This window comes from Rhodopseudomonas palustris, from assembly GCF_003226555.1.
Classification (GTDB): domain Bacteria; phylum Pseudomonadota; class Alphaproteobacteria; order Rhizobiales; family Xanthobacteraceae; genus Rhodopseudomonas; species Rhodopseudomonas palustris_I.
On record NZ_QKQS01000016.1, the window covers coordinates 200,847 to 225,947 of the forward strand.

Here is a 25,101-nt window from a genome sequence, read left to right on the forward strand (position 1 = left end):
GCGAGGCGAGCAGGCAGGCAAGGGATCGATCGGGACATTGCCCCAAGGGCACGACGATTCGATCGCGCGGCTCTACGCGAAAAGTGCCGGATGGGAATCGGCCGAGAAGGTCGTGGCGCTATTCCGCGCCGGCGCCGCGGCGGAGGTCGGCTTCGATCTGCAGCCGCTGACCGCCGCCGAATCGGGCCCGGTACACCTGCAGATTTTCCATGATTCGCTGCACGTAGTTGCGGGTCTCCGAGAACGGGATCAGCTCGACCCAGTCGACCGCATCGACCTTCGGATCGCGCGGGTCGCCGTAGCGCGCGACCCACTTGCGCACGCTGCCGCGCCCGGCGTTGTAGCCGGCGAAGGTCATGATGTAAGAGCCGCGATAGTCGTCGATCAGGCCGCCGAGCTCGGCGGCGCCGAGTGCCGCGTTGTAGACCGAGTCGGATTTCAGGCGTTGGATATCGAAGGTGCAGCCGTGACGGCGGCAGACGTATTTGCCGGCGTCGGGCGTTACCTGCATCAGCCCGTAGGCTTTGGCCGGTGAGACCACCGACGGATTGAAGCCGCTTTCCTGGCGCGCGATGGCGTAGACGATCGCGCGCTCGACCTCCGGGCCCACCGACCTGAACTGCGGAATGCCGATCACCGGATAGGCATAATGATCGAACGGCAGACCGCGATTGAGCGCGGCCTTGCCGACCAGCAGCATGGCGCGTGCGTCGTTGTGGCGTGCCGCCGCTTCGCTGAGACCTATCAAGGCATCGACGTCGCCGTTCTCGCCGACATCGGCGAAGATCGGGATCGCCATGTCGCCTTCGTCGATCGCGTACAGCAGGTTCACTGCTTTCACGACTTCTAGCCGGTCGACATTGCGGCCATGGCCCGACGGCGGACCGTTGAGGTCGAGCTGCGGCAGACCGAGCTTCGCGCGTGACAACTGGCCATAGTAACTGGTGGAGTGCGCGGCCGATGCCGAATAGGCGTTGCGCGCCTCTTGAATGTTGCCGGCGGCCTCCGCAGCGCGGCCCTGCCAATAGCCGGCGCGTGCCAGGGCGGTTGGATTGGTGGTGTCGCGGCCGAGACGGGCGAAATGCTGCGCAGCGGTCCTCGGATCGCTCAGGAAACGGAGTGCGATCCAGCCTGCGGTGAATTCCTGCTCGGTCTTGTAGACGCCGCGGGTCGGCGTCGCTGCGTCACGCGCCACCAGATAGGCGAGGCGATAATCACCGATGTCGATCAGCTTGCGTGCGACAAGCCGGCGCTCGATCCACCATTCGTCCACATTGTGCAGCCGGTTCGGATCGCGCGGCACCGTCAGCATCAGGCGGCCGGCTTCGGCGATCTTGTCGTCGCGTCGAAGCAGCTGGATCTTGCTGAACAGATAGCCTGGGTCGCGATGCAATTCGGCGGGGACGGCGGCAAGTAAGGATTTGGCGTTCGACGCCTTCTTGTCGACCGCGATGCGCGCCCGAGCGAGTGCGAGCTGCGCGCTTCCCAGGCGTTTGGCGGCGCGCAGCGCCGGACCGAGATCGTTGCCGTAAAGGAACGAGTCCATCCGCGCTTTCTGGTCGCTCGGCGTGATCAGCGGCCCGAACAGCTCCATCGCGGTGGTTTCGGTCGCCTCGGACATCGTGTCGTTGCGCCAGGCATCGGTCACCAATTGCTCGGCCGTGCGACGGTCGCCGCGCGCCAGCACCGCGCGCGCCAGCGCCAACTTGCCCTTGCCGGTCGAAGGTCGTTCATCCTCGAAGAACGACAGCACAGTCGCGTCGTAGCGCCGGTCGTCCCACAGCGCCGCTTCGGCGCGGCGGCGGAGGAAGCTCTGCGACGGCCAGCTCGGATTGGCTCGAATGAAGGCCGCGTATCGTTCGACGCTGGCGCCGTTGTTCTCGCTACGCAGGATCACCCACTCGGCGAGCTTGCGCGCCACCGGGTCGGCGATGGTGTTGGCGACCTCGGTGGCGTCGCCCGGCTGTCGCTTGCGCACCAGCTCGATCACGTTCTCCAGCGCGCCCGCATCCGCTGCGGAGGTCGATGCGGTCGCTGCGAGCGCCGAACGCTTCGCCGGCTTGTGCAGCGCCGCCGCGGGCGGTCGCTGACGCATCGGCTCGACCGCTGCGGCGGGGCTGGTGACGGCGAGCTTGGTGGAGGGGCGAGGATCTGGAAGCGGCAGCGTCTGTGCAGCAGCCTTCGGCGCGCTGCGCACCGCCGGCCGCGGCTTCGGCAGCGGCACCTTCGAGGCCGCGTTCGCAGCCTCGATCAGTCCTGCGCAGCCGAGGCAGAGTGCCAGCATCGCGGTCGATGCCTTCAGCGCCGCACTGAGAGGCGGCGAGCGTCGTGATGGTGATGATCGATGCAAAGCGCTGCGGCCTCCCTGTGGGAGCGATTCGGCGATTCTGGCAGCATCGCCGACAGAAGTTAAGGCGCGCCGAAAGCAACAGGCGCGCGCGTGACCGCGCTTCACTTGCAGCGATTTGGGGGCAAAAGCACGGCGAAACGATCAACGCTGGGTGAGTCCGATCGCCGCAGGTTTCCAATGTGCCGAACGAAAGCGGCGCCGATGAGGGCGCCGCTCCTGAAACCAGCCAGATCCAGCCTTATGGGCAGGGGTGCCGCTTGCCGTCGTAGCCGAGATAGGTCCCGGACGCTGGATCGTAGGATTTGAAGCGCCGCCGGCAATAGGCGTCCGCACCGTCGTCGTCGGGAACAACCGTCACGGTCGGCTCGTCGTAGTCGCCATAGTAATACGAGTTGCCGTAATAACCGTAGGGGGCTCCCCAAACGCCACCGACCGCGTAGCCGGGCCAGAACCCTCCACCGCGCCAGTGACGGCCATGCCAACCTCCGCCGTGCCAAGGACGGCCGCCACCATGCCATCCGCCACCGCCATGCCATCCACCGCCGCGCCAACCGCCGCCGCCACCGGCCACGCGCGGCCCGACGGGCGCACCGCGGGCGATCGCTGCGCCGGCTAAACCGCCACGGCTGATTCCACCTCCGCCGAAAACCGGGCCGCCACCGCCGCCACGGCCCATACCCATGGCCGGGCCGCCGCCTCCACCGCCAACCGCGGGGCCACCGCCACCCGCAGGGCCTCCGCCACCGCCGCCGCCGCGGCCGGCAACGGCCGGGCCTTGGGCGAAGCTCGGCGCGGTGGCGAGGGGCAGGGCGATGGCCAGCGCGGCCACGGCACTCAAGGTTTTCAAATTCAACATCATTGGCTCCATCGACGGGGACTGGCTTGGAACACCGTTCGCGGTCTCAACCCGGCTGGACCGCCGTCGTTCCGATTCCGTCGCGCGTTGGCGAAAGCTGGTCCCATTCCGCTGTATAGAGACTGAACAGAATGCGGTGATTTTGCGGAACCGGTGCCGGCGCTTGTTCGCAGGCGTTCGCAACGGCTGGACAAGCGGGCCCGCCAGTGGCATCAGGGAAACCGTTGACGCCGCCGAGGATGCACCAGATGAAACTGTTTTTGCTGCGGATTTTTACCTGGTGGAACGGCTTTACGTTCGGCACCCAGCTTTGGACGTGGCGGTTCGGCGAACTGGTCGGTACCGATGACCAGGGCAACCGCTACTTCCGCACCAAAGGCGGCAAGATCGACCCCAGCCTCGGCTTCGAGCGGCGCTGGGTTCTGTACAATGGCTACGCCGAGGCGAGCCGTGTGCCGCCGGAGTGGCATGGATGGCTGCACAATGTGGTCGATCTGCCGCCGACCGAGGAAAGCTACACGCCGCGTGAGTGGATGAAGCCGCATCATCCGAATCTCACCGGTACGCCGCTGGCGCATCGGCCGAGCGGATCGACCCTGTCGACCGGGCGCCGGCCGAAGGCGACCGGCGATTATCAGCCCTGGACTCCGGGCGCCTGAGTCGTCGCGGAGGAGGCGGTCCGATCAGACCGCCGGCCCCGCATTTCGCGCCAATCGATCGGCCGCCCGGCGGATCGCATTGACGCGGGTTTCGCGCGCGCCCTGCATGCGCTGCTTCAGCATCGTGACGACCTCTTCCGGGGCGGTGTCCGGCGAGCCCGCGTTGAACGGTGGCGCCGGGTTGTATTCCAGCATCAACTGGATCGCCTCGGCGGTGCTGCGGTCGGAGAGCAGCTCCGCCAGCGTCAGCGCAAAGTCGATCCCCGCGGTCACGCCGCCGCCGCTGATGCGGTTGCGGTCGATACAGACCCGCGACCGGTCGGGAATTGCACCGAAGGCCGCAAGATCCTCGATCGCCGACCAGTGCGTCGTGGCTCGGTAGCCGCGCAGCAGGCCCGCCGCGCCGAGCACCAGGGCGCCGGTGCACACCGAGGTGAGATAGCGTGCGTGCTCGGCCTGGCGGCGCAGGAAGCCGAGGGTGTCCTCGTCGTTGACCAGATCGTCAGTGCCCGAGCCGCCGGGCACGCAGATCACATCCAGCTGCGGACAGCCGGCAAAATCGATCGTCGGCGGCAGCATCAGCGCGGTGTCGCTGGTGACAGGCGCCATCGTCTTGGCGACGAGGTACACTTTCGCGTTCGGCAACCGCGAGAACACCTGCAGCGGTCCGGTGAGATCGAGCTGGGTGAGCTTCGGAAACAGTAGCAGTCCGATGGTCGTGGTGGTCATGGCGATCTCCTTGTCGCGGGAGCCTTGGGCGCGCTGCGCTTGACGAGATCAGCCTGGCATGATCGGCTGTTGTCCGAAATGGCATATTTCCCTCGTTTTCGGACGAATTCAAGGAGAGCCCAGCGATGATCGGGGTGCTGATCTATCCCGACTTTCAACTGCTCGACGCCGCAGGTCCGATCGCAGCTTTCGAGATCGCCGCGCGTTACGCAAAGCTGCCGCCTGCGATCAGGGTGATGGCAGCGCAGGCGGGGCCGGTGCGCAGTTCGTCCGGCGCTGAGCTGTTGGCGCGCGTCCTTCGCTACGATCGGTCGATGCGGACGCTGATCGTTGCCGGCGGTGAAGGTGTTCGCGCGGCGGCGCAATGTCCGCGAACGCAAGCCTTTCTGCGGACTGCCGCGAAGCGCGGTTGTCGCATCGCCAGCGTTTGCTCCGGTGCGTATATGCTGGCCGAAGCCGGGCTGCTCGATGGCAAGCGCGCCACCACCCACTGGGGCCGCAGCCGCGATTTTCGTCTGCGCTATCCGCAAGTTCGGCTGGAGCCCGACCGGATCTTCGTGCGCGACGGCGAGGTCTGGACGTCGGCCGGGATCAGCGCCGGGATCGATCTGGCTTTGGCGATCATCGCCGAAGATGATTCCGATGCGATCGCACGCGATGTGGCGCGGCAGTTGGTCGTTGCCCAGCGCCGCGCCGGCGGGCAGTCACAGTTTTCATCGCTGGTCGAGCTGCAGGATCCGTCCGGCCGTTTTGCCGCGCTGTTGTCGTGGGTTCGCGAGCATCTCGATACGCCGCTGACCGTCGAACAATTGGCCGAGCAAGCGGGAATGAGTACGCGGCATTTCGCCCGTGCGTTCTCGGCCGAGACCGGGACGACACCATCGAAAGCGGTGGAGCGGCTGCGGCTCGAGGTGGCGCGCAGCCGGGTGCAGGCGTCCGGCGAAGCGATCGAGCTGGTCGCGCAGGCGACCGGCTTCGGCGATCCGGAGCGGATGCGCCGTGCCTTCATCCGCGCCTTCGGCCATCCGCCGCAAGCGCTGCGCCGCGCCGCCAAGGCGGCCTGACGGTCGCCGCTGCCATCGTTCCGTCAGGCCTGCACGGCAACCGCTTCCGCATGGATGCGCTCGGCGTCGGCGTTCAGCGTCGCCATCGCCTGCGTCAGCTCGGGATAGATCTCGTCGTCGATGGTGACGACGCCGTAGTTGGAATCTTCGCCGTCCCATCGGCCTTGCACCGGCTGATCGGCATGAACGAACCAGTGATAGCCAATCAGTGTCGGGTGGCGCAGTGCCGCCGTGGTGTAGCGGGTGAAGCCGGCGGCCCGTTCGTGCTGCGTTGGCATCCGCGGGCCGGCGCCGTGGGTGTTCGGCAGCCCGGCATCGTCGCCGCGGAACGAATATTCGCTGATCAGGCACGGCCGTCCGGTCGAGGCATAGCCTTCGATCACCGCGTCCGGCAACGGATCATAGCAGTTGATGCTGATCACGTCGCAGAAGTGCCCGGCCGCCGCGATCACGTCACCGGGCGGCACGTAAGCGAAGCGTCCACCCAGCACCAGATGATCGGGAGCGGCGGCGCGGATCGCGGCGGCGCTGACCGACAGATAGCGTTCGGCCAGCAGCCCGGCGAAGGCGTCGCAATCGGCGAAGTAACCGCGCGCGGCCGGATCATGCTCCTGCGCCCGGTCGTTGGTGAAGAAGTTGCGTCTGAACGGCGGTGGCTTGAGCGGCGCGGCGGCGAGATCGTCCCACGCCGTCAGCGCGCATTGCCACGCCGCGTTGAACTGTTCGACGCTGTCGTAGCGGCTCTTCAGCAGCGCCAGCGCGGCGCGCCGCGAGAACGGCGCATCCATCGCGCGAAGGATCGACGGGAGCAGCTCGTTTTCACCGCGCCAGTCCGGTCCCCAAGGCAATTCGTTGTCGGTGAACCAGCCGAGCACATGCGGATCATCGCGCTGCGGCGAGCAGACCTCACGCGCATGCGCGCGCGCGAACTGTTCGAACTCCGGATCGAAAATATCGCACAGCGGCCAGCCGCCGCGCGTCTCGCCATAGGCGGCGGCGATGTAGACGACGCCGGCGGCGGAGGCGAGGGGGACCGCGCCGGCGCGCGCGATTTCGGGCTCCGACCACGCACCGAGCGTGTTGAAGCCCCAGGAGGCGAGGCGGTCCGCCGCGGCGTGACGCCACGCGGCGCGGCTGCCGTATTTGCGCGTGCAGGCTTCGCGATAGGGGCGGCGGTCGGTGCCCTGAATGTTGTCGTGGTCGAACTGCACCGAGACCACGCCCTTGGAGAGAAACCGTCCGCCGTCGGGATCGATAAACCACCATCGACCGTCGATCTCTTCGACACGGAAGAAGCCGGTTGCGGTGGCCTTGCCATCGGCGAGGCCGCCCCAGCGTGTGCGTTCAAGTTCAGACATTCCGTCGCGACGATCGGCGCCCGCGCGCCGCTGCTCCCTGTGACCGGGCAAATCCTCGGACGGCGGGACCAGCGTCTCGTTGACGCCGGTCAATGCCGTGCTGCGGCTAAAGCGCCTTCAGCCAGTCGCCGATCTGGCGCACGAGGGTGTTGGCCTGCGGCAGCAGCTTGCCCATGGTGAAAAAGCCGTGGAACTGGCCCGGAAAGGTCCGATGCTCGACCGGTACGCCCGCATCGGCGAGGCGGCGGGCGTATTCGTCGCCTTCGTCGCGCAGCGGGTCGGCACCGGCGGTGATGACGAAGGCGGGCGGCAGGCCGGCGAGCGTTTCGGCGCGGGCCGGGGAGGCGCGCCAGTCGTCGGCGTCGTTCGCTCCATTCAGATAGTGATCACGAAACCAGCGGATCACCGAATGCGTCAGCAGCACGCTGGTCTCCGGTTCGCTGTGCGACGGATGCTGCATCGAAAAATCGGTGGCTGGATAGATTAGCACCTGGCCGGCGAGCAGCGGTCCGCCGTGATCGCGGGCGTGAAGCGCAACGACTGCGGCGAGGTTGCCGCCGGCGCTGTCGCCGCCGACGCTGAGCTGCTCCGGATCGATGCCGAGCGTCTTGGCATGGTCAGCGATCCACCGCGTCGCCGCGATCGCGTCATCGACCGCCGCTGGAAATTTGTGTTCCGGCGCCAGCCGGTAGTCGACCGAGATCACCAACAGCTCGCCGTCATTGGCGATCCCACGGCACACCACGTCGTGGGTATCGAGATCGCCGATCACCCAGCCGCCGCCGTGAAGGAACACCAGCGCCGGCGCCAGACCGCCGTCCTGCCGCAGCGTCTTCGGCGTATACAGCCGGGCCGGGATGTCGCCGACCGGTCCCGGGATGGCGATCGATTGGATCGATGCCAGCTCCGGCGGCTCCGGATTGCTGACCAGCCGCGCCGCCGAGTAGTAGGCGCGCGCTTCGCTCGCGCTCAGTGTCTCATAGGAGGGGCGGCCGGCGTCCTGGAACGCCTGATAGACGGCAGCGGCATCGGGATCGAGCTTGGCGGGCATGGGGCTTCCTCGGGCTTCCCGGTTCGAGCCGGGGCTATTTGTTGCGGCGCCGAGGGCGGACCCGCGGAGCCTGAAACCAATATCTCAGGAGTTCCTCGCAATAGCCAGCAGCAGCGGGTGCTTCAGGCTCGCCGCTGACCGGCCCTTTCCCCGCCGTATTCCCCGTGTTAACCGAGAGGCCAATGCGAGCGGCCCGAAGCTGTAGAATGTCGCAAGCCTGATTCGTCGATTGAAGCCGCGCGGAATGTCCCGAAGCCTGAGCCTAGTCGGTCTTGCGGCGTTGATCGTCGCCCCGTTGATCGCGTTTGCGCCCCCGGCGCAGGCGCAGATCGGCAACATCTTCTCGGATCCGCCGCCGCGGCCGCCGGGCATGGTACCGCGCGGTGCGCCGGCCGACGACGACGAGGAAGAGGTGCCGGATCTGCCGCCCCAGGGGCGGGTGCTGCCGGCCCCGAACCGGGCGATCCAGGGTTCGGCGATGCCAGGGCCGGTGCAATCGCAGCCGCTCCCGCCGCCGCCCGGCACGACGATCATCCCGCAGACCGCACCGCCAGCCGCTGCGCCCGGCCAGCCGAATACCGGCGTCGCCAACGCACCTGCCGGCGCCAATCCATTGCCCGGCCTGCCGCCGGGGCAGCGCCAGCCGCGCGGTACGCCGCAGACCAATCCGCCACCGGCCCCGGCGACGCTGCAGCCGGGCGACGAGATCGTCACCGAGCCGCCGGCGCAGAAGATCGTCAACAAGAAGGCCAGCTTCACCGGCCTCGACAAGATCACCGGCCGCACCATCAATTTCGATGCCGATATCGGCGAGACGGTGCAGTTCGGCGCGCTGCGGGTGAAGACCGACGCCTGCTACACCAGGCCGGCGACCGAGGCCACCAACACCGACGCCTTCGTCGAGGTCGACGAGATCACGCTGCAGGGCGAGGTGAAGCGGATCTTCTCGGGCTGGATGTTCGCGGCGAGCCCCGGCCTGCACGCGGTCGAGCACCCGATCTACGACATCTGGCTGACCGATTGTAAGGATCCGGAGAAGCCGAACGTCGCCAGCGCGCAGCCTGAGCCGCCGAAGCCGGCCGCCCAGCCCCAGCCGCGCCGCCGCTCGCAGCAGCAGTCCCAGCCGCGCCCGCAACGCCCGCCGCCGCTGCCGGGTTTCCAGCAGTAACTGATCGTGGTCCTCAGCTGCGCGACGCGATGATCGCCAGCGCCTCGGCGCCGGCGACCGGGCGGTCGGTCGGCAGTGCGGCGAACGAGGCTTCGCCGTCGAGCGCATCGTCGAGCAGGTTGCGGTAGCGCAGCCGCGGCACTTCGATCGCGCCGAAGCTCTTCAGATGATCCGTCACGAACTGGGTGTCGAGCAGGATGTAGCCGCCGGCCAGGAGACGGGCGACGAGATGCACCAGTGCGACCTTGGAGGCATCGCGGGCACGGTGGAACATGCTCTCACCGAAGAATGCGCGCCCCAGACTGACGCCATAAAGGCCACCGACGAGATCGCCGTCCTGCCAGACCTCGACGCTGTGGCAGTGGCCGATCTCGTGCAGGCCGATGTACAGCTCGCGAATCCGGCGGTTGATCCAGGTATCGTCACGCCCGGGCTGCGGCGCGGCGCAGCCGTCGATCACCGCTTTGAAGTCGCGATCGACCGTGACCGTGAAGGCATCGGAGCGCACCGTGCGGGCGAGGCGCGAGGTCACCCGAAAGCCGCCGAGCGGGATGATGCCGCGCATGTCGGGCTCGACCCAGAACAGCGACGGATCGTCGACGCTCTCGGCCATCGGAAAGATGCCGCAGGCATAGGCGCGCAGCAGCACGTCGGGGGTGATCTCGGAAGCGGCGGAGTCGCGTGAAGCCATGCCGAAACCATAGCACGACGGCGGCGACGCGCGACCCTGCGGGAGCGGGCGCCTGGCTTAGTGCGGCAGGTCGGGATACCAGCCGAGCAACGCCAGCATCGCGAAGAACGCGATGAAATACGCGATGCCGACGTGCCAGCCGTGGCGCAGCCACAGCACCACCGACTTGCCCTCGGGGAACATGTTGGTGATCGCCACTCCGGCCGAGGAGCCGAACCACATCATCGAGCCGCCGAAGCCGACGGCGTAGGCGAGAAAGCCCCAATCGTAGCCGCCTTGCTTCAACGCCAGCGCGGTAAGCGGAATGTTGTCGAATCCGGCCGACACGAAGCCGAGGCCGAGCGCGGTCTGCCAGCTCGCCGCCGGCAGCTCTTCGACCGGCATCATCGAGGCGGTGGTCACCAGCGCCAGCAGGAAGATCGTGCCCTTGAAGGTCGCGGGCATCAGCTCCCAATCCGGGCGGCGCAGCGGCGCCGTCAGAAGGAGCACTGCCCAGACCGTCAGGCCGAGCACCGGCGCATGGTCGAGTACCGTCGGGAATTTCATGTTGGCGGTGACATTGGCAGCCAGCGCCGCAATCAGGATCGCAGCGACGATACCGACCCGGACCCATTCGATCTTCAGGCCGCGCGGCGCGTTCTTCTCGATCGGCGAGAACCGCTGCTGCTGGATCGACGCCGGCACCGCGAACAGCGCCAGCGCGATCGCGGCCGCGACGTAGGCGTCGAGCACTTCCAGAGGGCTGACGCCGTCGATCCACATCATCGTCGTGGTGGTGTCGCCGACCACGCTGCCCGACCCGCCGGCGTTGGAGGCGGCGACAATCGCGGCCAGATAGCCGATGTGCACCCGGCCGCGGAAAACGTGCCGCGCCACCATGCCGCCGATCAGCGCGGCGGCGATGTTGTCCAGGAAGCTCGACAGCACGAACACCAGGCCGAGCAGCACCACCGGGCCCTTCCAGTCGTCGGGCAGCAGCGCCGGCATTTCGTCGGGAATGCCGCTCTTTTCGAAATGCGCCGACAGCAGCGCAAATCCCATCAGCAGCAGGAACAGGTTCGCCAGCGTCACCCATTCGTGTTGCATGTGCAGCGTCAGTCCGGTCAGCCCGGTGCCTGTCTTGAAGCCGGCGAACAGCAGTTTGTAGCTGACGACGGTGGCCAGCCCGGTCAGAGCGATCAGCAGGGTATGACGATGGAAGATCGCCACACCGACGAGGGTGGCGGCGAACAGGATGAAATCGAGCGGAATGCCGAACACCAGAACCGGGGTCACGACAGCCTCGTGCCGGGCAGGGCGGGCTGCAGCGCATCGACGCGCCAATGATATGCCGACGGCAACACGCCGCCGCTGAGAGCCTGAAGGTTCAAAGGCGTATCTTCCCGAGATCGGATCCGCCGAACCGGCAACGGTCAGCGGTGCGGCGGAAGCTGCCCGACGTGCGACAAAATGGCAAGGCAGCAATGGTCTTAAGGCACCGGCTATCGCACCGAAATCCTTGCGGTAGCGCGCGCGGCGATCAGCTTTTGACGGCGAGCCAGATCCAATGCCGTGACCCGGTGCGCTTGCCGACAGCGCGGACCGGGACTTCGTTGACGACGAAATCGCTACGCCGCAGCCGTTTGGTGAAGGCGTCATCCGGCCCTGACGACCATACGGCCAGCACGCCGCCGCCACGCAAGGCTGCGTGCGCGTCCGCGAGGCCACGGCTATCGTAGAGCTGGTCATTGGCGGGGCGGGACAGTCCTTCGGGACCGTTGTCGACGTCGAGCAGAATGGCGTCGTAGCGTTCCCTGCCGGTCCGGATCAGTTCGCCGACGTCGCGCGGCAGGATGCTGACGCGAGGATCGCCGAGGCTGCCGCCGAACAGTTCGGCCATCGCGCCGCGCCCCCAGTCGATCACCTCCGGCACCAGTTCGGCGATTTCGATGATCGCAGCCTCATCGAAGACCTTCAGCGCGGCGCGCAGCGTAAACCCCATGCCGAGTCCGCCGATCAACACGCGCGGTTTGGGCCGGCCGGCGAGCTTCTGACAGGCCAGAGTGGCCAGTGCTTCCTCCGAGCCGCCGAGCCGGCTGTTCATGAGCTCGTTGGCATCGAGCCGGATCGAGAATTCCTGGCCGCGTCGCATCAGCCGCAATTCACCGCCACCGGGGATCTGCGCGGTGGCCAATTGGGTCCAGGGAAGCACGGCAATCGCCTTTCAGTCGCGGAAATGGGAAATGAGACGCCCGCCAAGGGGGAGCGCTTGGCCGAAAAGTTTGGAGCTCATCTACGGCGCAGGCGCGCCGCTGTCACCCGCATGCCGCTGATTCAGGGGGCGGTCCGCGCTGCCGGCGGGGTGGCGCGGCGAAACCGCAGCACGATCCGCGTTCCCGGGTGATTGGGGTCGCGTTCAACGCCGGCTTCCAGCTTGGCGGCCATCGCGCTGACGATACGCTGGCCCATGCCGGTCGACTGCGGGTTGACCTTGACGTTGAGGCCGACTCCATCGTCGGAGATCGCCAGCTCGAGGTTGTCGCCGTCGGCCTTCAGCTCGACATGGATCGGGCCCTTGCCCTCCGGATAGGCGTATTTGACGGCGTTCATCACCAGTTCGTTGACGATGATTCCGATCGCCACCGCCTGGTCCGGGTCGGTTTCGACCGGCTGGGCGGACAGCGTCAGCCGCGACATCCGGTTACCTTCGGCCGAGCGTCGCAGGTCTTCCAGCAGCGCCTCGAGATACTGGTTGAGCATCACGCTGTTCAGATCGTGCGAGGTGTAGAGCCGGCGATGCACTTGCGCCACCGCGGCGACGCGGCCCATCGCATTCGTCAGTGCGGCTTTGACCTCTTCCTGCTTGCTGGAGGACGCCTGCAGGTGCAGCAGCGAGGCGATGATCTGCAACGAATTGCCGACGCGGTGGTTGACCTCGCGCAGCAGCATTTCGCGCTCGGCGGCCAGTGCGGCGTAGCGGTCGCGTGAGGCGCGGACTTCGGCTTCGGCGTCGTCGCGGGCCTTACGTACCATGGCCTGCTTCAGCGCCTGATCGGCCGCGACCTGCAGCAGCGGCACGAATTCGCCCTGGGCGTCCTTGACGAGATAATCGTCGGCACCGGCTTTCAACGCGGTGACGGCGATTTTGGAATCCTGGGAGGCGGTGACGAACACCACCGGGGGCGGGTCCGGGATGCCCTGGATCTGCTCGAGCGTCTCCAGCCCGTCGAGACCGGGCATGTACTGGTCGAGCGCGATCACATCGATGCCGCCCTGCCGCAGCCGTTCCAGACCGGCTTCGCCACTGAGCACGTGCTCGACGCAAAATCCCTGTCGCTGCAGGCCGCGCGACACAAGCCGGCCGAGCGCCTCGTCGTCGTCGATATAGAGCAGGGTCGGCTTGGCGTCTGTCATGGAGCGTCGGGTTGCGGAACCTGGATGACCGAGAAGAACAGACCGAGTTGGCGGATCGCGTTGGCGAAGCTCTCGTAGTTCACCGGCTTGGTGATGTAGACGTTGCAGCCCAGCTCGTAGCAGCGCTTGATCTCATGGGCATCGTCGGTGGTGGTCAGCACCACCACCGGGGTGGTCTTGAGGTGATCGTTCTCTTTGATCCGCCGCAGGATATCGATGCCGCTGGCGTCGGGCAGGTTGAGGTCGAGCAGAACCAGCAGGGCACGATGCTGGTGCTCCACGCCGGTGCCGTCGCTGCCGAACAGATAATTCAGCGCGGCTGTCCCGGAGGTGAACGGGATGATCTCGTTGTTGACGCCGGAACGACGGATGTTCCGCTCGATCAGGCGGGCATGCCCCTCGTCGTCCTCGATCATGATGATGGTGACAGGGTTACTCATGCGCGCTGTTCCTGGTTCTTGTTCGCCGCCCATTTGGCCGGCAGCGTGATGGTGAAAGTCGAGCCCTCTCCGAGCGCGGAAGACACCGACATCGTGCCGCCCAGGCGCCGAACCAGCGCCCGCACGTGAGCGAGCCCGATGCCTTGTCCTGGCCGATCCTGTGTACCGGCGCGGCGGAAAAGATCAAAGATTCTCTGGTGGTCCTTCGGATCGATCCCCCGGCCATTGTCGGCAACCTCGAAGATCACGAAGCCGAGCTTCTGCCGGCCCCGGACCACGATGTCGCCCGGAACGCCATTCTTCAAATATTTCAGGGCATTGTCGATAAGATTTGAGAAGATCTGTTCAAGCGCGAGGCGATCGCTGACGATCTCGGGGAGCGGCTCGATCCGGATCTCGGCATTGGCTTCGGCGGCCTGATGGGCGACCGTCGAGGCGATGTTCTCGATCAATTCGCGAGTGTCGATCCGCACCGGCTGAAACTGGCGCCGGCCTTCGCGGGTCAGATTCAGGATGGCGCTGATCAGCCGGTCCATCTTGCCGATCGAGGATTTGATAAAGCCGAGCGCCTCGGTGAAATCGTCCGAGAGCTGTTGGTCGGCGGGTTCGAGTTCCGGTTCGCCGTCACTGTCGGCATTAGCTGCGCTCTGCTTGCCGGCGACTTCGCGGCTCAGGGTCGCGATCCGGCGGAAGATGTCGGTGCGCAGCTCCTCCAGCTCGCTGGTGAACCCCATGATGTTGACCAGCGGCGAGCGCAGATCGTGGCTGACGATGTAGGCGAAGCGCTGGATCTCCTCGTTGGCCTCGCGTAGGTCGGTGGTCCGCTCCTGCACAGTGGATTCGAGGTTGAGGTTGTTCTCACGCAGCCGGGACTCGGCCTCGTCGCGAGCCCGCGCCGAACGGCGGACAAGGAAGATCGACAGGCCGGCCAGCATAAGCACCAGGCCTGAGCCGGTGGTGGTGATGATGGTCGCCAGCGCCTGACTGCGATCGGCGGCGGAGGTCCGTTCGGCGAACAGCCGGTTTTCCTCGGTGCGCATCTTCGCCAGCGCATCGGTAAGATCGTTCATCGCGCGCCGGCTATCGACGTCGCGCAAAAGCTTCCTGGCTTCTTCGGCCCGATTCTCTTTGGCGAGCGCAATGACGTCGCGGAACCGGTCGAGCCGGGCCTCGGCGGAAACGATCGCCTGCTCGATCAGCGGACGCTGCACCTCGTTGTCGGCGACGAAGCCGCGCAATTGATTAAGTCGCGGCATCACGTCCGCCGCAACCTCGTTGAATTGGCGGATCAAATCGTCCTGGCCGGTGAGCACATAGCCGCGCTCGGCGCTTTCGGCCCGGCGCAGCTGCAACTGAACCATCGCAATCTGGTTCTGCACCTCGAGGGTGTGCGCCACCCAGGCGTTATCCTCGCGCGCCTTCTGCAGCCAGTACACCGAGGCGAGGCTGACCGCGACCAGGACCGCGAACGACAACGACAGCAGGGAGATCTGGACAAGCGAACGCTTGCGCGCGGATTCAGGCGTCAACGCACGCCCCCGGCACGAACAACATCAAGCAAACCATCCCCCAGACACGCCCCAACCAGACTCTGAACGCAATCTAACGCCGACGTAGCGGAATGGTTCCCTAGTCTCCGAACTTTTAGAGCTTATGCTCGGTCTGCCGATAATGCCGGAAAAGGCCACCTTGTCAGTAGGATGCGATCCTAGCCGTCAGTGACGCCGGAAGCCAGATACTGCTCCAGCCAGTGGATATGGTAGTCGCCGTCGATGATCGACGGCTCCCGGACCAGCGCGCGGAACAGCGGCAGCGTGGTCTCGATGCCGTCGACCACCATCTCGTCGAGCGCACGGCGCAGCCGCATCAGGCATTCGCCACGGGTCTTGCCATGGACGATCAGCTTGCCGACCAGCGAGTCGTAATAGGGCGGAATAGTGTAGCCCTGGTAGACTGCCGAATCGATCCGAATGCCGAGGCCGCCGGGCGGATGGTAACGCGAGATCTTGCCGGGCGATGGCCGGAAGGTCACCGGATTCTCGGCGTTGACGCGGCACTCGATGGCGTGGCCGTTGAGTGTGATCTCGTCCTGTCTGACCGGCAGATCGCCGCCGGCAGCGATCCGGATCTGCTCCAGCACCAGATCGATGCCGGTGATCATCTCGGTCACCGGATGTTCGACCTGGATGCGGGTGTTCATTTCGATGAAATAGAACTCGCCGTCCTCGTACAGGAATTCGATGGTGCCGACGCCGAGATATTGCATCTCCTGCATTGCCTTGGCGCAGATGCCGCCGATCCGGGCGCGCGCCTCGGGGCTGATCACCGGGGAGGGGCTTTCCTCCCACACCTTCTGATGCCGGCGCTGCAGCGAGCAGTCGCGCTCGCCGAGATGGATCGCACCGCCGCGGCCGTCGCCGAGCACCTGGATTTCGATATGGCGCGGCTTCTGTAGGTACTTTTCGAGATAGACCGAGGAGTCGCCGAACGCGGCCTTGGCTTCGTTGCCGGCGGTGGAAATCGCCATCGCCAGATCCTCGGCGGTGTGCGCGACCTTCATGCCGCGCCCGCCGCCGCCGGCTGCAGCCTTCACTAGCACCGGGAAGCCGATCGACTTGCCGATCGCCATGGCGTCGTCGTCGGCGCCGACGGCGCCGTCCGAGCCGGGCACCACCGGAATGCCGAGGCGCTTGGCGGTCTTCTTGGCCTCGATCTTGTCGCCCATCAGCCGGATGTGCTCGGCCTTGGGGCCGATGAAATGCAAATTGTGGTCGGAGAGGATCTCGGCGAACCGGGCATTCTCAGACAGAAAGCCGTAGCCTGGGTGGACCGCGTCGGCGCCGGTGATTTCGCAGGCGGCGAGCAGCGCCGGGACGTTGAGGTAGCTGTCCTTGGACTGCGGCGGGCCGATGCACACGCTCTCGTCGGCGAGACGGACGTGCATCGCGTCGGCATCAGCGGTGGAGTGCACCGCCACGGTGGCGATGCCGAGCTCCTTGCACGCGCGCAACACGCGCAGAGCGATCTCGCCGCGATTGGCTATCAGGATTTTATCGAACATCGGCTTAACCGCGCTGTGAGGCCAAAGGGCGAAGGGCAAATAGCGAATGGAGGATCAAAGGAGATGCAGCTAAGCGGCGTGTTTCACTCGCTATTCGCTGCACGCCATTCGCTTCTTACTCGATCACGACCAGCGGCTCGCCGAACTCGACCGGCTGGCCGTCTTCGACGAGAATCTGGGTGACGATGCCAGCCCGCGGCGATGGGATCTGGTTCATGGTCTTCATCGCTTCAACGATGAATAGGGTTTCGCCGACCGAAACTCGGCTGCCGACGTCGATGAACGGTTTGGCGCCGGGTTCGGGCGCCCAATACACCGTTCCCACCATCGGCGAGGTCACCGCACCGGGATGCTTGGCCGGGTCGATTGACCCCGCGTCGGCCGCTCCCGCCGAGGCCGCCTTCGCGCCCGGCGCAGCCGCATAGGCCGGCACCGCCGCAGCGATGCTGACGTTGCGCGCTACACGAACCCGCAAGCCGGCGCGTTCGATCTCGATCTCGGTCAGATTGGTCTCGTCCAGCAGCACCGCGAGTTCGCGGATCAGGCTGCTGTCGTCGGTCGCCGGGGCGGTAGTCGGCTCGGCGGCGGTTTTCTCTGCAGGCTGGCGGGCCATGATATGTCGATCCAGATGTCTTGAGTGAACGGTTGGGGTCAGGCCGTGGCGCTGGCGCCGAGTTTGGCGGCGAGGCCGGTGATGGCCAGGCGATAGCCGTCGATGCCGAAGCCGCACAGGCTGGCGAAGGCAGCCTTCGCAAGGAAGGAGTGGTGACGGAAGTCCTCACGCGCAAATACGTTGGAAACATGGACTTCCACCGTCGGGATCTGCACGCCGACGAGCGCGTCGTGCAGGGCGATCGAGGTGTGGGTGTAGCCACCGGCGTTGATCACGATGCCAGCCACCTTCTCGCTGCGCGCCTGGTGAATCCAGTCGATCAGCTCGCCTTCGTGGTTCGATTGACGGCAAACGGCAGCCAGACCGAAGCCGGCAGCGGTTTCGGCGCACAGTTTCTCGACATCGGCCAGCGTGGCGCGACCGTAGATTTCCGGCTCACGGGTCCCGAGCAGATTCAAGTTCGGGCCGTTCAGCACGTAAATCGTCTGAGGCATCGAAAATTCCGGCAATATTTGCGAATCTGATCCAGCCGAGCGGCGCAATTCACCGCGCAGCCTGTCGGAATCCGGCGAAATTCACCTGATTGCGGGCGTTATAGGTAACCTCGGCGCTGAGGGGAAGCCTGAACAGGCTTGAGGCATGGATGAATTGCCTGATGCTTTGGACGAGTGTGGATCGTCAACCACAGGGAATCGTTCGCAATCGGCGCGCTGTGGCCTGGATGAAGCAAGGGGCGGTCGCGCCGCCCCCCTTGCAGAGAACCGGATTCCGGCCAGCGATCAGATATCGAGGACCGCGACGATCTCCAGCGTGCGCGGGTCGACCACCACGATCTCGTCGCGCACCCGGAAGAATTCGTAGCCCCGCCAGTCCGGATAGATGGTGTTGATCTCGGCCGGAAGCGGATCGAAACGGACGTCGCGGGGGACACGCGTGCCGACCGAAATCGAGAAGTTGATGTTGATCTGCGGCTCGACGCGCTGGTTCTTGATCGCCGTGGTGATCTTGCTGCGCTGCTCGCCGGACAACTTGGCGCGGGCGCCGGCCTGTCCCGTGGTGGTCGCGGACCGTTCGCGATCGTTGTCGGCACCACGCTGGGTGTTGCGGTTGCGATCATTGTCGGCTCCGCGCTGCATGTCCCGGTCACCATCCCGACGGCTGTCGGCGCCGCGTTGCATGTCGCGATCACGGTCGCGGTCGTTGCCGGCGCTGCGGTCGATCGTGGATGGTTCATGGTGCTGTCCAGGTTGCCTGCCCATGCCTCGACGGCAGGTCTGCGCCACTGTTCCCCGCGTACTGGGTTCCATCGTCGAGTCCGGGAGTTTTGTTTTGTCCAACCGTCACAATCGGACTAAGCTGATCGAGCGTGTGAGGCTCTGCGGCGACTGCGGCGCGGTCGCGATGCCGAAGGCTCGATCGATCTCGCGCGCCGCTTCAGCCTGAACCCATCGGCTTTGCGCATTCAGGCGTCTCTCGCTCCGTTAGTAGTTGCAAACCGGAGGTGTCATGTCTCGCTACATCGTGCGATTTATGAAGGGCATCCTCGGCGAGAACGGTCGTCACGAGGAGGTCTGCCAGAGGCTGATCGAGGTCGATGCCGAGACCAGCCACGATGCCGTCGAACTCGCCAAGCGTCGTTTCTGCGAACAGGAACGGCTGCCAGAATGGTCTCTACACGCCGATCGCGTCGACGTCGCCGAGACCGAGTTTCCATCCTAGCCCTCTGGCAACTCGTGCCCGAATGAGAAGCGTGCGGGATCGTGCTCGATCATCCCGAATCTGGATCTGCCTTCGTTGTGTTCGAACCAGCGTGGGACGATCGCTGTCGCCGGGGCCGCGTGGGTGACATCGTATGGTTGCTCCGTCTATTTCTACAGTGTAGAAATAGTCGCCCGTGAGCCTCGACAACGTTGCGAGAGGTTCACACGGTGACATCGCGACCTGCTTCGTGATCTCAATCAGGCTCTTCGGCCTAGACTGCCGTTTTGTTCAGTCTGCGGAGCACGCTGATGCGCGTGTCCGGGAGCCGACGCGCGACGCGAGGCTCCGACTGCGAGCGAACCATGAGCGGACTGCTATCTATTTTCGATCTGTCAGACGAACGCGGCGTGTTGAGAACCTCGATCGCCGTGACCTTCGTGATCTCTTTTCTCGGCATCGGGTTCGGGCTGTTTTCGGGATCGTTCGCGATCGCTTTCGACGGCGTGTATTCCCTGATCGATGCGGGGATGAGCCTGCTGTCGCTGATCGTGGTCAACCTGATCACGTCCTACGCGGTGGCGGATCATCTGTCGCGAAAGCTCAGGGAACGGTTCTCGTTCGGCCTCTGGCATCTCGAACCGATGGTGCTCGGGCTGAACGGCACTTTGCTGATCAGTGCGGCAGTCTACGCCTTGGTCACGGCCATCGGCAGCCTGTTGAGTGGTGGGCGCGACCTGGAATTCGGTTGGGCGCTGGTTTACGCGGCGGTGACGGTGATCGCCTGCGCGGGCATCGCCGCCGTCGAATGGCACGCCAACAAGAAGATCGGATCCGAGTTCGTCAGGCTCGACGTGCGCGGCTGGATCATGTCGGCCGGGATCAGTGCCGCGCTGCTGATCGCCTTCATGATCGGCTTGGCCGTGCAGGGAACGTCGTGGCAGTGGATTTCGCCCTATATCGATCCGGCGGTCCTGGCGGCGGTTTGCATCTTGATCATTCCGCTGCCGATCTCGACCGTGCGACAGGCGCTTGCCGACGTCTTCCTGGTCACGCCGATCGATCTGAAGAAGCACCTCGACACGGTGGCGGCGGCTTTCGTTGCGAAGCATGGCTTCCTGTCCTATCGCGCCTACGTCGCGCGTGTCGGACGATCGAAAGAGATCGAGCTCTACTTCATCGTTCCGGCCGACGCCCCTGCGCGAACCATCGGCGAATGGGACGCGTTGCGTGACGAGATCGGAGATCTCGTCGGCGACGACGGACCGAACCGATGGCTGACCGTCGTGTTCACGGGTGATCCTGAATGGGCCGAATGAGTTCGACCGCTGATGCAAAGCTGAACACAAGGGCCCGCGCGAGTTCCGGCCGGCGCGGGCTCGCCAAGCGCGAGATCGTCGACAGCGCGGTGAGGCTGATGGAAGAGGTGGGGGAGGCCGCCTTCAGCGTGCGCAAGCTCGGCGACAGAATCGGCTGCGATCCGATGACCATCCTCTATCACTTCAAGAACAAGGACGGCATGTATCGCGCGATGGCCGACGCCCTGGTGGCGAAGCTGCCGCCCGTCGGCAGCGACCAGCCTTGGCAGGATCGGCTACGCGCCCATGCGCGCGATCATCGCGCGCTGACGCTCCGATATCCCAACACGTTTCCGCTGCTGCAGAGGTTTCTCAACACCGGGGTTGCCGACTTTCCCCATATCGAAATGGTCCACCGTGCCCTTGCTGATGCCGGCGTACCTGACCAGGAGGCTCCCGCGGTGTGTCTCGCCTGGTACGCGTGCGTGATCGGCCTGTGCGCGGCGGAAATCAGCGGGCTGGTACGGCCGGCTCGCGCCTCCGAGGTTGCGGAGATCGAGGCGCTGCCGTCTGCCGAGTTTCCGGTGTTGAGGAAACTGGCTCCCTCGTATCTGGCTCTCGAGACCGAAGCCGTCTTCGAGATCGCCAACGAGCTCTTTATCCGAGGATTGTGCGGCCAGCCGCGCCGCTCGCCCGACTGAAAGCTTCGCCGTCGTTGCTCCGGCGCCAGATCGTCGGTCTCGGCACCACGCTGCGACCGGGATCTGAAATCAGGCTTTCCGATCGCGCTCAGCACTTATCCTTCCCGCAACGTGCGGTGTTGATCTTCTGGCGCAGCGTGTCGAGGCCGACCGCACCGACCACCACCTGCTTGCCGATCACGTAGCTCGGCGTTCCGTTCATCCCCATCGCTTCGGCGAGCTTGAAGCTCTCCTCGATCGTGGTGCGCACTTCCGGACTGTTCATGTCCTTCTCGATCTTCGCAACGTCGAGGCCGGCATCCTTCGCTGCCGCCAGCGCGCGCGCTTTGTCGGCCTGACCGCGGCCGCCGAGAAGCTTCTGGTGAAAGTCGAGATACTTCTTGCCGCTCGGGTCCTGCATCCGAACCGCGATCGCCACCTGCGCGGCTTCGACCGACGGCGGGCCGAGCACCGGGAATTCCTTCAGAACGACTTTCAGTTTGGGGTCGTCCTTCATCAGCTCGATCATGTCGGCCATGGCGCGCTTGCAGTAGCCGCAATTGTAATCGAAGAACTCGACCATGGTGACGTCGCCGTTCTTGTTGCCCAGCGTCACACCGCGCGGCGAGTCGAAGATCGTCGCGGCGTTCTCGGTGATCGCGGACTGATGCTTCTCGGCCTGTGCCGCCGCCTGCCGTTTGCCGAGCTCCTCCGAAGCTTCTTCCAGGACCTCGGGATGGGACACCAGATATTCCTTGATGATCGTCTCGATCTGGCTGCGCTGCTCGTCGGAGAACTTCTGCGCCGAGGCGATGGCCGGCGCGCCGACGATGGCGAGCGCGAGCAAGGCTGTGGCGAGCGGGCGGAACGACGGCATGAGCGGGATCCCTTCGGCGGGTCAGGTCGTGGAAAAGAAGCGTGGATTCGAATGCTTCATAGCGCTTTTCGTCGGCAAATACGCGGTTTTTGTGAACGCGTGAGGCCGAGTCGGCGCTGGAGCGACGCAACCACGCCGGCGCTCGGGATGGCCGAACGCCGGCGTCGTGCAGGTCGAATGGCGCGTTACTTGATGGTGGTCAGGCGCAGATAGGGGCGGGGTTCTTCCCAGCCCTGCGGGAACGCCTTGGTGGCGGCTTCGCCCTTCAGCGACAGCGGGATGATGACCTTGTCGCCCGGCCGCCAATCTGCCGGTGCTGCGACGGTGTGCTTGTCGGCGAACTGCAGCGCGTCGATCACGCGCAGGATCTCGTCGAAGTTCCGCCCGACATTCATCGGGTAGGTCATGGTCAGACGGATCTTCTTGTTCGGGTCGATGATGAACACCGAACGCACCGCGGCGGTATCGCTCTGGTTGGGATGGATCATGTCGTACAGCTTGGCGACCTTCAGGTCCGGATCGGCGATGATCGGAAATTGCAGATCGGTCTGCTGGGTGTCGTTGACGTCGCCGATCCATTTCAGGTGTTCGTCGACGGTGTCGGTCGACAGGCCGATCGGTTTGACGTTCCGCGAGGCGAACGGCTGGGCGAGCTTGGCGGTCTTGCCCATCTCGGTGGTGCAGACCGGGGTGAAGTCGGCCGGATGGCTGAAGAAGAAGACCCAGGAGTCGCCGATGAAATCGTGGAACGAAATCTTACCCTTGGTGGTGTCGGCGGTGAAATCGGGGGCAATATCGCCGATATGAAGGGACATCGGTACGGTCTCCTGTAGGTTTGCTGAATGCTGATTGCGCGTCGAAACAAGGTCGCACGCGCGGAAGTGTAGAGGCCTTCTAGATGGAGATTCCGCACTGCAGGATCAAGGAACTCGTCGCAAAAGCATCCGCAAAAAAGTTCGGGCGGTGCATGATTTCCATGCACCGCCCGAACGAGACGTATCTCGATACGGCTACGGACAGGGCACCTCGCGTCCGCCCTTGGCGATGTAGGTCCCGGTCGCCGGATTGTACGAGCGGAAGCGGCGGGCGCAGTAGTCCTGCTGGCGTGCCGCTTCGGCCTGGCTGGCCGCGATCGCGCCGCCGACGATCGCAGCACCGATGCCGATACCGATCGCAGCGCCCGGGCCGGGGCCGCCCCAGCCGCGCCCGCGGCCTCGGCCACGTCCCCCCCATCCACGACCGCGGCCGCGCTGGGCTTGGGCTGGCGTCGATGCCAGCGTCATCGCTGCGCCGGTGGTGGCGATCATCCCCAAACCGTACATCGTCAGCAGTGCAACGCTCGCCAGCGCACGCGTGACGAATTTTCGGGGCTTGTTGCCCGAGGGCCGTGTCGAGTTGCTCATGGATGTCTCTCCCGATGTTGATGCAGTGATTTCGTCTGCTGTCGAGCGCGGGGCGTTCAATGCATCGACCGCCAGTGCACTTCCTGCCAATGTATCGACCGCGATGTCGGGGCGATCGCAAGACTCACGAGGCGGACAAAATCTCCACACCGGGAGTGTGGCAGAGCAGCGGGTGAGGGACAATCCGTCGCGGCGCGACAATCGACCGCGGACCGGTTACTTTTGTCCGGGCATCTTCGCCGCGACGATGTCGTCGGCTTTGACCCATCCCGGTGAACCGACCGGGAAGCGGGATTTGGCGCGAGCCGCCAGCTCTCGCGCGGTTTTCGAATCGCCGCGCAAGTAAGCCGCCTGTGCCGAAGCGAGATCGGCCTCGGCGTAGTTGCCCTTCTGGCCGTAGGCCATTGCAAGCTGGCTGTAACCCATCGGTACTTCTCCTTCGCGGCCAAGCGCGCCGCGCAGGATTCGAATTGCCTCGTCGGTGTAGGCCTTGTTGTTGCTGGCGACCAGCGCCTGGCCGAGCAGGATCTCGATCAGCGGCGCGCCGCGGGTCATCGCCACCGCCTTGCGTAGTGGTGCGATCGCTTCGGCAGGTTTCCCGCCTTCGAGCAACGCCTGGCCACGCAATTCGTAGAAATACGGGTTGTTGGGCTGCGCCTGAATTAAACCGTCGATCTGCGCCAGTGCAGAGCGCGGATCGCCGTGCAGATAGCTGGCAATGGCGCGGGCATAGCGCGCGGGCAGGCTCGTGTTCGATGCCGGATAGCGCCGGTACACCGTATCCGGCCGCTCCATGAATCCCGACACTTTGGCGCGCATCATATCGTGGCGCATTTGCAGGGCCGCATCGTCCTTCTTGTCCCAATAAGGGCTCGACCGGGCGAGGTCGGCGAGGGCCGCGACGCGTTCGGCGGGCATCGGATGCGATTGCGCATACGGGTCGGCACCGCGCGCTGCGAACAGACTCTCCTTGGTGAAGCGCTGGAAGGTTTCGTACATCCCCTTCGCGGACTGCTGCGTCGCGTTGAGGAATTTCACCGCCGCCCGGTCGGCGTTCTCTTCCTGTTGGCGCTGATACGACAGAATATTGCGCCGGAGAATCTCCTGCGGGGCCGAGATCGCGGCGGCGCCGATGTTGCTGGCGCCGCTGCCCGGGCCGGCATTGGCGCCTGCGACCATCGCGCCGACGCCGAGCAGCATCGCCACGATCATCTGGGTCTGGGCGTTGGAGATCTGAGTTCGCAGCTTGGACAGGTGACCGCCGGCGAGATGGCCGGTCTCGTGCGCCAGCACGCCGATCAACTGGTTCGGCGTCTCCGATTGCAACAGCGCGCCGTAATTGACGAAGATGCGGTGGCCATCGGCGACGAAGGCGTTGAAGGTTGGATCGTTGATGATCGCGACCTGGATGTTCTGCTTCTCAAGGCCCGCGACGCGCAGGATCGGCCGGGTGTAGTCGCGCAGCAATTGCTCGGTCTCGGTGTCGCGCAGCAGCGGCGGGCCCTTCTGACCACGCGCCTGCGCCAGCGCGGGAACCGGCGGGACCGCCAGCGCGAGCGCAAGGAAGCCCGCGACCAGCCGCGAAGCGTGTTTGCGTGCGGACGGGCATAGCCGTCCGGCGAAAACTGCAATGTCGTTCAGCATTGGCCGTGCATCGAATTCCGGGTATCTCCTGGTCGGCCCAGCAAGACGGCAGCGGCGCGGCGCGCAGC

At 65.4% G+C, this 25,101-nt stretch carries 24 protein-coding genes and 1 pseudogene; 6 read left to right on the forward strand and 19 right to left on the reverse strand.

Annotated elements, in window-relative coordinates; translation table 11 throughout:
• Window positions 1-118 precede the first annotated feature (118 nt).
• Both DNX69_RS12020 and DNX69_RS12025 read right to left on the reverse strand, forming a co-directional pair.
• Entirely contained in the window at window positions 119-2,350 is a 2,232-nt protein-coding gene (locus DNX69_RS12020; RefSeq protein ID WP_110786219.1) for a lytic transglycosylase domain-containing protein, read from the reverse strand.
• A gap of 238 nt (window positions 2,351-2,588) precedes the next feature.
• Window positions 2,589-3,032 carry a BA14K family protein gene (locus DNX69_RS12025; RefSeq protein ID WP_425327306.1) on the reverse strand — a complete coding sequence of 148 codons (444 nt, stop codon included), beginning with the start codon at window positions 3,030-3,032 and terminating at the stop codon, window positions 2,589-2,591.
• Between the two features lie 422 nt (window positions 3,033-3,454).
• Between DNX69_RS12025 and DNX69_RS12030 the strand changes: the two genes are divergently transcribed.
• Window positions 3,455-3,865, forward strand: a complete 411-nt coding sequence (locus DNX69_RS12030) for an NADH:ubiquinone oxidoreductase subunit NDUFA12 (protein ID WP_110786220.1) — start codon at window positions 3,455-3,457, stop codon at window positions 3,863-3,865.
• A gap of 24 nt (window positions 3,866-3,889) precedes the next feature.
• Here DNX69_RS12030 and DNX69_RS12035 read toward each other — a convergent pair whose 3' ends face one another.
• Window positions 3,890-4,594: a DJ-1/PfpI family protein gene (locus DNX69_RS12035; protein ID WP_110786221.1), complete on the reverse strand. Its 705-nt coding sequence runs from the start codon at window positions 4,592-4,594 to the stop codon at window positions 3,890-3,892.
• A gap of 125 nt (window positions 4,595-4,719) precedes the next feature.
• Between DNX69_RS12035 and DNX69_RS12040 the strand changes: the two genes are divergently transcribed.
• Complete coding sequence (locus DNX69_RS12040; protein WP_110786222.1) at window positions 4,720-5,658, forward strand: GlxA family transcriptional regulator; 939 nt, start codon at window positions 4,720-4,722, stop codon at window positions 5,656-5,658.
• A 23-nt stretch (window positions 5,659-5,681) separates the two neighbouring features.
• On the opposite strand, the gene DNX69_RS12045 is transcribed toward DNX69_RS12040, so the two are convergent.
• On the reverse strand, window positions 5,682-7,016 hold the full coding sequence (locus DNX69_RS12045) for an agarase (RefSeq protein ID WP_234826945.1): 1,335 nt from the start codon (window positions 7,014-7,016) through the stop codon (window positions 5,682-5,684).
• Window positions 7,017-7,122: 106 nt separating this feature from the next.
• Window positions 7,123-8,067, reverse strand: a complete 945-nt coding sequence (locus DNX69_RS12050) for an alpha/beta hydrolase (protein WP_110786224.1) — start codon at window positions 8,065-8,067, stop codon at window positions 7,123-7,125.
• Window positions 8,068-8,311: 244 nt separating this feature from the next.
• Here DNX69_RS12050 and DNX69_RS12055 point away from each other — a divergent pair, with 244 nt between their 5' ends.
• Entirely contained in the window at window positions 8,312-9,235 is a 924-nt protein-coding gene (locus DNX69_RS12055; RefSeq protein WP_110786225.1) for a DUF2155 domain-containing protein, read from the forward strand.
• Window positions 9,236-9,248: 13 nt separating this feature from the next.
• Here DNX69_RS12055 and aat read toward each other — a convergent pair whose 3' ends face one another.
• The 10 genes and pseudogenes from aat to DNX69_RS12105 all read right to left on the reverse strand — a co-directional run.
• Entirely contained in the window at window positions 9,249-9,926 is a 678-nt protein-coding gene (gene aat, locus DNX69_RS12060; RefSeq protein WP_110786226.1) for a leucyl/phenylalanyl-tRNA--protein transferase, read from the reverse strand.
• 57 nt (window positions 9,927-9,983) lie between these two features.
• On the reverse strand, window positions 9,984-11,201 hold the full coding sequence (locus DNX69_RS12065) for a citrate transporter (RefSeq protein ID WP_110786227.1): 1,218 nt from the start codon (window positions 11,199-11,201) through the stop codon (window positions 9,984-9,986).
• Between the two features lie 244 nt (window positions 11,202-11,445).
• Window positions 11,446-12,117, reverse strand: a complete 672-nt coding sequence (locus DNX69_RS12070) for a spermidine synthase (RefSeq protein WP_110786228.1) — start codon at window positions 12,115-12,117, stop codon at window positions 11,446-11,448.
• A 122-nt stretch (window positions 12,118-12,239) separates the two neighbouring features.
• On the reverse strand, window positions 12,240-13,319 hold the full coding sequence (locus DNX69_RS12075; protein WP_110786229.1) for a histidine kinase dimerization/phosphoacceptor domain -containing protein: 1,080 nt from the start codon (window positions 13,317-13,319) through the stop codon (window positions 12,240-12,242).
• The gene (locus tag DNX69_RS12080; RefSeq protein WP_110786230.1) at window positions 13,316-13,759 is read right to left on the reverse strand and encodes a response regulator; all 444 of its coding nucleotides are present in this window, start codon (window positions 13,757-13,759) and stop codon (window positions 13,316-13,318) included. Before DNX69_RS12080 ends, DNX69_RS12075 begins: the two co-directional genes overlap by 4 nt.
• Window positions 13,756-15,288 carry a sensor histidine kinase gene (locus DNX69_RS12085; RefSeq protein WP_110786231.1) on the reverse strand — a complete coding sequence of 511 codons (1,533 nt, stop codon included), beginning with the start codon at window positions 15,286-15,288 and terminating at the stop codon, window positions 13,756-13,758. The genes DNX69_RS12080 and DNX69_RS12085 overlap by 4 nt, the downstream gene beginning before the upstream one ends.
• Before the next feature lie 179 nt (window positions 15,289-15,467).
• Window positions 15,468-16,820, reverse strand: a complete 1,353-nt coding sequence (accC, locus tag DNX69_RS12090) for an acetyl-CoA carboxylase biotin carboxylase subunit (RefSeq protein ID WP_110786232.1) — start codon at window positions 16,818-16,820, stop codon at window positions 15,468-15,470.
• Window positions 16,821-16,935: 115 nt separating this feature from the next.
• Window positions 16,936-17,433, reverse strand: coding sequence for an acetyl-CoA carboxylase biotin carboxyl carrier protein (accB, locus tag DNX69_RS12095; RefSeq protein ID WP_110786233.1), 498 nt, complete (start codon window positions 17,431-17,433; stop codon window positions 16,936-16,938).
• A 38-nt stretch (window positions 17,434-17,471) separates the two neighbouring features.
• On the reverse strand, window positions 17,472-17,927 hold the full coding sequence (aroQ, locus tag DNX69_RS12100; protein WP_110786297.1) for a type II 3-dehydroquinate dehydratase: 456 nt from the start codon (window positions 17,925-17,927) through the stop codon (window positions 17,472-17,474).
• 285 nt (window positions 17,928-18,212) lie between these two features.
• A pseudogene (locus DNX69_RS12105) lies at window positions 18,213-18,503 on the reverse strand (DUF1236 domain-containing protein); the annotation flags it as partial.
• Window positions 18,504-18,939: 436 nt separating this feature from the next.
• Between DNX69_RS12105 and DNX69_RS12110 the strand changes: the two are divergent.
• From DNX69_RS12110 to DNX69_RS12120, 3 genes are all read left to right on the forward strand, one after another.
• Entirely contained in the window at window positions 18,940-19,152 is a 213-nt protein-coding gene (locus tag DNX69_RS12110) for a hypothetical protein (protein ID WP_110786235.1), read from the forward strand.
• A gap of 344 nt (window positions 19,153-19,496) precedes the next feature.
• Window positions 19,497-20,450 carry a cation diffusion facilitator family transporter gene (locus DNX69_RS12115; protein WP_110786298.1) on the forward strand — a complete coding sequence of 318 codons (954 nt, stop codon included), beginning with the start codon at window positions 19,497-19,499 and terminating at the stop codon, window positions 20,448-20,450.
• On the forward strand, window positions 20,447-21,130 hold the full coding sequence (locus DNX69_RS12120; RefSeq protein ID WP_110786236.1) for a TetR/AcrR family transcriptional regulator C-terminal domain-containing protein: 684 nt from the start codon (window positions 20,447-20,449) through the stop codon (window positions 21,128-21,130). Before DNX69_RS12115 ends, DNX69_RS12120 begins: the two co-directional genes overlap by 4 nt.
• Window positions 21,131-21,218: 88 nt before the next feature.
• Here the strand turns inward: DNX69_RS12120 and DNX69_RS12125 are convergent, their stop codons facing one another.
• From DNX69_RS12125 to DNX69_RS12140, 4 genes are all read right to left on the reverse strand, one after another.
• On the reverse strand, window positions 21,219-21,986 hold the full coding sequence (locus DNX69_RS12125; RefSeq protein WP_110786237.1) for a DsbA family protein: 768 nt from the start codon (window positions 21,984-21,986) through the stop codon (window positions 21,219-21,221).
• Window positions 21,987-22,171: 185 nt separating this feature from the next.
• Window positions 22,172-22,801: a peroxiredoxin gene (locus DNX69_RS12130; RefSeq protein WP_110786238.1), complete on the reverse strand. Its 630-nt coding sequence runs from the start codon at window positions 22,799-22,801 to the stop codon at window positions 22,172-22,174.
• A gap of 195 nt (window positions 22,802-22,996) precedes the next feature.
• Complete coding sequence (locus DNX69_RS12135; RefSeq protein ID WP_110786239.1) at window positions 22,997-23,389, reverse strand: BA14K family protein; 393 nt, start codon at window positions 23,387-23,389, stop codon at window positions 22,997-22,999.
• A gap of 216 nt (window positions 23,390-23,605) precedes the next feature.
• Complete coding sequence (locus DNX69_RS12140; protein WP_110786240.1) at window positions 23,606-25,033, reverse strand: M48 family metalloprotease; 1,428 nt, start codon at window positions 25,031-25,033, stop codon at window positions 23,606-23,608.
• Window positions 25,034-25,101 lie beyond the last annotated feature (68 nt).

What these genes read in the sequence shown, in the direction of transcription:
- DNX69_RS12025 (WP_425327306.1), bottom strand. Translation starts at nt 3,032, where the DNA reads ATGGGTATGGGCCGTGGCGGCGGTGGCGGCCCGGTTTTCGGCGGAGGT.
- DNX69_RS12030 (WP_110786220.1), top strand. Translation starts at nt 3,455, where the DNA reads ATGAAACTGTTTTTGCTGCGGATTTTTACCTGGTGGAACGGCTTTACG.
- DNX69_RS12035 (WP_110786221.1), bottom strand. Translation starts at nt 4,594, where the DNA reads ATGACCACCACGACCATCGGACTGCTACTGTTTCCGAAGCTCACCCAG.
- DNX69_RS12040 (WP_110786222.1), top strand. Translation starts at nt 4,720, where the DNA reads ATGATCGGGGTGCTGATCTATCCCGACTTTCAACTGCTCGACGCCGCA.
- DNX69_RS12045 (WP_234826945.1), bottom strand. Translation starts at nt 7,016, where the DNA reads ATGTCTGAACTTGAACGCACACGCTGGGGCGGCCTCGCCGATGGCAAG.
- DNX69_RS12050 (WP_110786224.1), bottom strand. Translation starts at nt 8,067, where the DNA reads ATGCCCGCCAAGCTCGATCCCGATGCCGCTGCCGTCTATCAGGCGTTC.
- DNX69_RS12055 (WP_110786225.1), top strand. Translation starts at nt 8,312, where the DNA reads ATGTCCCGAAGCCTGAGCCTAGTCGGTCTTGCGGCGTTGATCGTCGCC.
- aat (WP_110786226.1), bottom strand. Translation starts at nt 9,926, where the DNA reads ATGGCTTCACGCGACTCCGCCGCTTCCGAGATCACCCCCGACGTGCTG.
- DNX69_RS12075 (WP_110786229.1), bottom strand. Translation starts at nt 13,319, where the DNA reads ATGACAGACGCCAAGCCGACCCTGCTCTATATCGACGACGACGAGGCG.
- DNX69_RS12080 (WP_110786230.1), bottom strand. Translation starts at nt 13,759, where the DNA reads ATGAGTAACCCTGTCACCATCATCATGATCGAGGACGACGAGGGGCAT.
- accC (WP_110786232.1), bottom strand. Translation starts at nt 16,820, where the DNA reads ATGTTCGATAAAATCCTGATAGCCAATCGCGGCGAGATCGCTCTGCGC.
- accB (WP_110786233.1), bottom strand. Translation starts at nt 17,433, where the DNA reads ATGGCCCGCCAGCCTGCAGAGAAAACCGCCGCCGAGCCGACTACCGCC.
- aroQ (WP_110786297.1), bottom strand. Translation starts at nt 17,927, where the DNA reads ATGCCTCAGACGATTTACGTGCTGAACGGCCCGAACTTGAATCTGCTC.
- DNX69_RS12110 (WP_110786235.1), top strand. Translation starts at nt 18,940, where the DNA reads ATGTCTCGCTACATCGTGCGATTTATGAAGGGCATCCTCGGCGAGAAC.
- DNX69_RS12115 (WP_110786298.1), top strand. Translation starts at nt 19,497, where the DNA reads ATGAGCGGACTGCTATCTATTTTCGATCTGTCAGACGAACGCGGCGTG.
- DNX69_RS12120 (WP_110786236.1), top strand. Translation starts at nt 20,447, where the DNA reads ATGAGTTCGACCGCTGATGCAAAGCTGAACACAAGGGCCCGCGCGAGT.
- DNX69_RS12125 (WP_110786237.1), bottom strand. Translation starts at nt 21,986, where the DNA reads ATGCCGTCGTTCCGCCCGCTCGCCACAGCCTTGCTCGCGCTCGCCATC.
- DNX69_RS12130 (WP_110786238.1), bottom strand. Translation starts at nt 22,801, where the DNA reads ATGTCCCTTCATATCGGCGATATTGCCCCCGATTTCACCGCCGACACC.
- DNX69_RS12135 (WP_110786239.1), bottom strand. Translation starts at nt 23,389, where the DNA reads ATGAGCAACTCGACACGGCCCTCGGGCAACAAGCCCCGAAAATTCGTC.
- DNX69_RS12140 (WP_110786240.1), bottom strand. Translation starts at nt 25,033, where the DNA reads ATGCTGAACGACATTGCAGTTTTCGCCGGACGGCTATGCCCGTCCGCA.